The sequence below is a fragment of the Streptomyces sp. 150FB genome, from assembly GCF_000818195.1.
GTDB lineage: Bacteria > Actinomycetota > Actinomycetes > Streptomycetales > Streptomycetaceae > Streptomyces.
Map to the genome: position 1 here is coordinate 8,216,968 of NZ_JTHL01000001.1, position 6,050 is coordinate 8,223,017.

At 72.0% G+C, this 6,050-nt stretch carries 5 protein-coding genes and 1 pseudogene; 2 read left to right on the forward strand and 4 right to left on the reverse strand.

What is annotated here, in order from left to right; translation table 11 throughout:
* Nucleotides 1-11: 11 nt before the first annotated feature.
* Nucleotides 12-1,565 carry an FAD-dependent monooxygenase gene (locus tag QR77_RS35245; RefSeq protein WP_040026064.1) on the reverse strand — a complete coding sequence of 518 codons (1,554 nt, stop codon included), beginning with the start codon at nucleotides 1,563-1,565 and terminating at the stop codon, nucleotides 12-14.
* A gap of 106 nt (nucleotides 1,566-1,671) precedes the next feature.
* On the opposite strand from QR77_RS35245, the gene QR77_RS35250 reads away from it, so the two are divergent.
* The gene (locus tag QR77_RS35250; RefSeq protein ID WP_040026065.1) at nucleotides 1,672-2,346 is read left to right on the forward strand and encodes a TetR/AcrR family transcriptional regulator C-terminal domain-containing protein; all 675 of its coding nucleotides are present in this window, start codon (nucleotides 1,672-1,674) and stop codon (nucleotides 2,344-2,346) included.
* On the opposite strand, the gene QR77_RS35255 is transcribed toward QR77_RS35250, so the two are convergent.
* Entirely contained in the window at nucleotides 2,335-2,829 is a 495-nt protein-coding gene (locus tag QR77_RS35255) for a hypothetical protein (protein WP_040026066.1), read from the reverse strand. The two genes, QR77_RS35250 and QR77_RS35255, sit on opposite strands and share 12 nt — an antisense overlap.
* Nucleotides 2,817-4,106, reverse strand: coding sequence for a molybdopterin-dependent oxidoreductase (locus QR77_RS35260; protein ID WP_040026067.1), 1,290 nt, complete (start codon nucleotides 4,104-4,106; stop codon nucleotides 2,817-2,819). The genes QR77_RS35255 and QR77_RS35260 overlap by 13 nt, the downstream gene beginning before the upstream one ends.
* A 261-nt stretch (nucleotides 4,107-4,367) precedes the next feature.
* Here QR77_RS35260 and QR77_RS35265 point away from each other — a divergent pair, with 261 nt between their 5' ends.
* Nucleotides 4,368-5,795, forward strand: a complete 1,428-nt coding sequence (locus QR77_RS35265) for a hypothetical protein (RefSeq protein ID WP_040026068.1) — start codon at nucleotides 4,368-4,370, stop codon at nucleotides 5,793-5,795.
* A 16-nt stretch (nucleotides 5,796-5,811) separates the two neighbouring features.
* On the opposite strand, the pseudogene QR77_RS35270 reads toward QR77_RS35265, so the two are convergent.
* Nucleotides 5,812-6,050, reverse strand: a pseudogene (locus QR77_RS35270) (hypothetical protein); the annotation flags it as partial.

Consider the following 6,050-nt stretch of genomic DNA (forward strand, 5'->3'; position numbering starts at 1 on the left):
CCCGGGGCCGCTTACAGCGCCGCCGGCCGACCGGCGGTCGTGACGCCGGTCGGCGACCCGAACCAGTGGGCCAGCGCGTCCGCGAGGCCCGCGGGGTCCGCCGGGTCGTCCCGCGAGGATGCCCAAGCGACGTACCCGTCCGGGCGTATGAGTACCGCGGCCAGGCCGGGGAACGAGCCGGCACATCCGCGAACCATCCGTACGCGGTCGGTGAAACCGTCGGCGATCGCCTGGATCCAGGTGACGCCGGCCGGATCGAGCAGCAGCCCGCGGCCCTCCCGCAGCGGCGCCGTGATCGCGTCCGTCCCGTCCGCGTCCAGGGTGGGCATGAACCGGCCGACCAGCGGGTGCGCCGACCCCGGCGCGTAGTCGATGTCCAGGCCGTTGGCCGCATCGACGAAGTGCCGTTTGGCGTCCGGGATCTCCAGTGCCTCGGCGATCACCTCGCGCAGGGCGTCCGTCTGCGGGCCGGGGCGCATCAGGGCGACTTGGGCGCGGGTGTTGCGCAGTACGCGCGCGGCGACGGGGTGCCGGTCGGTTTCATAGGTGTCCAGCAGGCGTTCCGGTGCGCGACCGCTGACGACCAGCGCGAGTTTCCAGCCGAGGTTGACGGCGTCCTGGAGGCCGAGGTTGAGACCTTGGCCGCCGATGGGGGAGTGGACGTGTGCGGCGTCACCGGCGAGCAGGACGCGGCCGCGCCGGTATGTCTCCGCGTGGCGCGTGTTGTCGCTGTAGCGGATCCCCGCCTCCAGCCGCGTGACGGTCGCCGCTTCGCCGGTCACGCGGCGGATGCTGGCCTGCATCTCCTCGGAGGTCATGGGCGCGTCCCGGTCGCCGGGCCCGCCGTTGAACTCGACCGTGGCGATCTCACCCGGTACGAGCGACAGGTTCAGCAGTCCGGCCGGGCCCCGGAGCGATGAGGTGAGTCCATCCGGGTCGGCGAGTTCGGCGACCGCGGTACGTCCGGTCATCGTCGGAGGCGTACCGGGGAACGCGATGCCGGACCGTTTGCGCACCGTGCTGCGGCCGCCGTCGCATCCGACCAGGTAGGCCGCGCCGACGGTCGTGCCGTCGGCCAGCACGGCGCGCACGCCGGTGCCTTCGTCGACGACATCGGCCACCTCCTGTCCTGTACGGATCGTCACGCCGAGCGCGGTGGCGTGGTCGGTGAGGATCTGCTCAAGCACGCGCTGTTCGAGCATGAGGTAGTCCGCCGGGTCATTCGTGGTGTCGGCCAGCAGCGGCAGGCCGCTGAAATGGCCCCGCATGAGGCCCTGTCGGACGGCGCTCGCCAGGAAGGCGACGAGGTCGGTCCGGTCCGGAGGGCTCTCGGCCGACAGCCGGTCGAACATCGCCCACTGGGCATCGAGCAGCGGTTCGACCAGCCCGCGCAGCGCCAGCGTCTGGCTGGTGCGGGTGTTGATCGACCGCAGGCCGAGGGCCCCGGCCCGCTGCCCGGCGCCGTCCGCCGCCTCCAGGACCAGTGGCTCGGCGCCCGCGAGTTTCAGTTCGGCGGCCAGCAGCAGACCGGTTGGCCCGCCCCCGACGACGATGACATCGACCATGACGACAACTCCTCGCTCAAGGCTTACTTACGGCGTAAGCTTACGCCGTAAGTAAGGCGGTCGGTGTAAGTTCTGTCAAGCCGAACGAGGAGAACCGGGAACACGGATGGCACGACGCGAGCCGCTGAACCGCGAGAAGATCCTCGACGCCGCCCTGGTCCTGGCCGCTGCCGAAGGCCTGGAGGGGCTGTCCATGCGCAAGCTGGCCAAGTCCCTGGGCGTGGAGGCGATGTCGCTCTACAACCACGTCTCCAACAAGGCCGACATCCTCGACGGCATGGCGGAACGGGCGTTCGGCGAGGTCGACTGCCCCGATCCCGCCCTGCCGTGGCCGGAGAAGGTACGCGCCATCGCGCTGAGCATGCACCGCGCCTTCAGCCGGCACCCCGTCGTCCCCCTCGCGCTGGTCACCGACCAGGCCAATCCGACGTCCGCGACGGCGCTCCGGCCGCTCGACGCCCTGATCGGCGCCCTGCTGGAAGCGGGCTTCCCCGATGCCGATGTCCGGCGCATGCTCACCGCCGTCAACAGCGTGATCTTCGGGTCGCTCCTGCTGTCCACCGCCGGGTTCACGGTCGAGGACTTCCCAGCCGAGGCGGGTGGCCGGCAGGTCGATCTGTTCGTCCGGCAGGCCGACTCCGCCGGGCTGCCCCACTTCAGCCGCCTGCTGAAGACGTTGCCGGCCACCGACCCCCAAGCGGACTTCGAGTACGCCTTGGACGTCCTGATCAGCGGCCTCATCGCGGCAGCGGCCGACGGCCGGGCGACATCACCCGGGTGACACCGGGCTCTTCCGGGGGGAACGCGCACGCCACAGCCGTAGCACCAGCCACACTGCCGAGGCGATGAACAACGCCGCCGTGATCAGCAGCCAGCGGCCGAGGAACACATCGACCGAGAGCCCGGTGGTCAGCTCGTAGGGGTGTGGCGCGTTCCGCAGTACCAGCGGCCAGTACACCAGGAGCAGCAGCAGGGACACATAGGCCGGTACGCGTACGTGGTTGACGGCGGTGCGCGGCAGCGCCGAGCGGGTGTGGTCGGGACCGAGCGCCGCCTGCACGGCGCGGTCGCACACCGCGTACAGCGGTACGAGAGCCAGGTCGTGCAGGATCGCCGACCCCACGAACCACACCAGGATCCAGAACCAGTCACCGTCCAGGAATCTGACCGCCGCGTAGCCGGACAGCGCGAACGAGGCCAGCAGGATGATGAGTTGGAACGGCGACTCGCCGTACAGCCGGCGGAACCGGTTCATGCGGGCCATGTCGTCTCCCCGAAGTTGAGCTGCCGCACCCATTTGGTGTTCATGACGCCGGGCGCCGCGGGCACGATGATCCGCGCCGGATAGCCGTGGTCGAGGGACAGTTGAGCGCCGTTGACCCGCAGGGCGAGCAGCGAGCGGGGATCGCGGACCTGGTTGTCGCGCAGTGTGACGGCGCGGAACGAGCCGCGCGGCTGCGCCGATTCCACGAACACACCGGGCAACTCGCCGCGCGGAACGACCAGTCGGGCGAGGTCGGCGAGCCGTACCCCCTCCCACTGCTGGTCGGGCGTGGACCAGCCCTCCACGCAGGCGATGGGCAAGGCCGAGCGGTGCTGGGGGAGTTGCCTCACCTCGGCCAGGGTGAGCGTCCGCTGCCGGCCGCCGCCGCGTAGGACCAGCCGCCACGCGTCCCCCGTCTCCCGCTCCGTGATCCGCGCGAGCGCGGCCGTCTTGTTGATCGGGAAGCCGTTGGGCCCCGAGCCCGGATCGCGGCCGTGCGGGGCCAGCAGCGCCGTGCGGCGCAGCGGGCCGCCGATGCTCTGCCCCGCCGTCACCACGAACAGCGCCAGCGACCCCAGACCCGCCATGCCGAGCGCGCCGCGCCGCGACATCGTCGGCTCCGCGGGGTCGGCGGCGACCAGGCCGCTGTCGTCGGCCGGTTCGGGGCGGGTGCGGGACGCCGGGATCCGCAGCTCGGCGCGGAAGCCGCGGCCGCGCAACGCCCGGACCACACGGGGCATCCGCAGCGCGGCGTGCGCGACGAAGGCGCCGATGAACACCCACGCCCCGTAGAAGTGCAGCGGGTAGAACGAGCCGGGGAACAGATAGTCGAGCTGGATGTTGAGCACTCCGGTCGCGAACTCGAAGAGGACGCCACCCACGAGCAGCAGCAGCGAGAGCCGGTCGAGCGCGTGACCGAGCGAGCGCAGCGGGGGCACCACGAACAGCTTCGGCACCACCGACCAGAGCTTGGCGAGCAGCACCGGCACCAGCACGATGCCGAGCGTCACATGAACGCCCTGGGTGAGGCGGTACAGCCAGGAGGGGTCGGTGGGCCAGTCGAACAGGTAGAAGCCGAGCAGACCCTTGTCCGGTGTCTTGTCGTTGAGCGGCGACAGATTCGGGTTGTACGCGGCGTAGGACAGCAGACCCGTGACGAAGAGCAGGGGGATTCCGACCAGGAGCACGGTGCCGAAGACCGAGGTCAGCCATGGGCCGCGCAGCGGACTGCGCCATGGACCGCGGAAAGGATCGGGGAGTCGGGGACGAACCTTCATGGCACGAGACGTTAGGGGCCGCAACACCGTCCGGACCGTTGCGACTCATGACGAAACACCAACAAACACATACAACCATGGTGAAACGGTCACGCCTCGCCCGGACCGCCCCGCGCCGGACCCGCGCCCCCCGCCACGAGGATCTGACCATTCGGTGACCTGCCCGTACGCCGTGCGTGCCGCGCCCGTGACAGCCCCTAACGTGGGCGGGTGACCTCGCCTCCCCACTCAGTCCGGCCCCCCGGCGCCCCCGCCGACGACATGGTGCGTCCCGCCGCTTCGGCCCCCTCCCGCCGTTCCGGCCGTCGTTACGATCTCCTCGCCGCCGGGGCCGGCGCGCTGCTCTTCGCCGTCGCTGCGGTGGTCGGCACGGTCATGGAGAACTCGACCGGCACCCTGCGGGCCCCCTGGCCACCGCTGCTCGCCGACTGGATGCCGCACATCGGACCCGGGACGCCCGCCGCGCTCCTGGTCGCCGCCGGGGTGGTCGTGTACGGGCGATCGCTCGCCGCCCGGCTGTCCTGGCGGCGGCTGACCTGGCTGAGCTACGCGGCCGCGCTGGCCTGGACATGGTCGCTCGCCCTGGTGGACGGCTGGCAGATGGGCGTCGTCGACCGGCTGACCAGCCGGTACGAGTATCTGCGCCAGGTGGACCGGTTCGGCGATGTCGGCGCCACCCTCCGCGACTTCACCCGGTACATCGTCGACGCGCCGGTGAACTGGGTGCCGCACATCGCCGGACACCCCCCGGCGGCGATCCTGACCTTTGTCGGCCTCGACCGCGTCGGCCTCGGCGGCGGAGGATGGGCCGCCGCCTTCTGCGTGGCCACCGGCGCCTCGGTGTCGGCGGCGGTGCTGGTCACCCTGCGGGCCCTGGGCGCGGAGCGTGCCGCGCGCCGCGCCGCGCCCTTCCTGGTGCTCACGCCTGGCGCCATCTGGGTCGGCGCCTCCGCCGACGCGTACTTCGCCGCCGTCGCCGCCTGGGCCCTCGCGCTGCTCGCGCTCGCCGCCACCCGCACCGTACGCGCGCCCGCGGTGGCGGCGCTCGGCAGCGGGCTGCTGTTCGGGCTGACGCTGTACCTGTCGTACGGGCTGGCCCTGATGGTGCTCCCGGCCGCCGCCGTGTTCCTGTGCGCGCGTACGCTCCGGCCCCTCCCGCTCGCCGCGCTGGGAATCGCGGTGGTCGCAGGGGCCTTCACCCTGCTGGGTTTCCGCTGGTGGGACGCGTACAGCCTGGTCGTCGAGCGCTACAACCAGGGCTCGGGAGGGATCCGGCCCTACGGCTACTGGGTGTGGGGCAACCTCGCCGCCGCGGTCGCCGCCGCCGGACTGGCGCCGGTCGCCGGAGTACGGCGTGCGGTGCGCGCCGCCCCCGAGGCCGTACGACACTGGTGGCGCGCGCTCCGGGCCCCCCGGGGCGCGCTTCCAGCGGTCGACGCCAGAATCGGCACAAGCACCGACGGCGGCAACCGCGTGGTCGTGCTGCTGGTGTGCGCGTTCCTGCTCGCGCTGCTGGCCGCCGACCTGTCCGGGATGAGCAAGGCCGAGACGGAACGCATCTGGCTGCCGTTCACCCTCTGGCTCCCGGCCGCCGTCGCGCTGCTGCCCGCCCGCGACCACCGAGGCTGGCTGGCCGCCCAGGCGGTGACCGCGCTCCTCGTCAACCATCTGCTGTACACGTACTGGTGAGAAGCGCCGCCGAAGTTCAGCCGGCCGGACGGCGGCGGTGCTCGCCGCGCATCACCTGGCCCGGCACCGCGTCGTCGTACGCGCCGCACCCGGTCACCGACCACATCGACGACTGCTGCGGGACCGCGTAGTACGGCACCAGGATCTTCGTACTGAGACGACGGGACACCTTCACCGTCAGCAGGGCCGGCAGCACGTCGGGAACCTGCGCCGCCAGGATGGCCAGCCGGCACGACGCGCACGCGGGGCGGCGCC

Bases quoted from the DNA above. Each gene is read 5' to 3' on its own strand.
- QR77_RS35255 (WP_040026066.1), bottom strand. From the start codon at position 2,829: ATGGCCCGCATGAACCGGTTCCGCCGGCTGTACGGCGAGTCGCCGTTC.
- QR77_RS35260 (WP_040026067.1), bottom strand. From the start codon at position 4,106: ATGAAGGTTCGTCCCCGACTCCCCGATCCTTTCCGCGGTCCATGGCGC.
- QR77_RS35250 (WP_040026065.1), top strand. From the start codon at position 1,672: ATGGCACGACGCGAGCCGCTGAACCGCGAGAAGATCCTCGACGCCGCC.
- QR77_RS35265 (WP_040026068.1), top strand. From the start codon at position 4,368: ATGGTGCGTCCCGCCGCTTCGGCCCCCTCCCGCCGTTCCGGCCGTCGT.
- QR77_RS35245 (WP_040026064.1), bottom strand. From the start codon at position 1,565: ATGGTCGATGTCATCGTCGTCGGGGGCGGGCCAACCGGTCTGCTGCTG.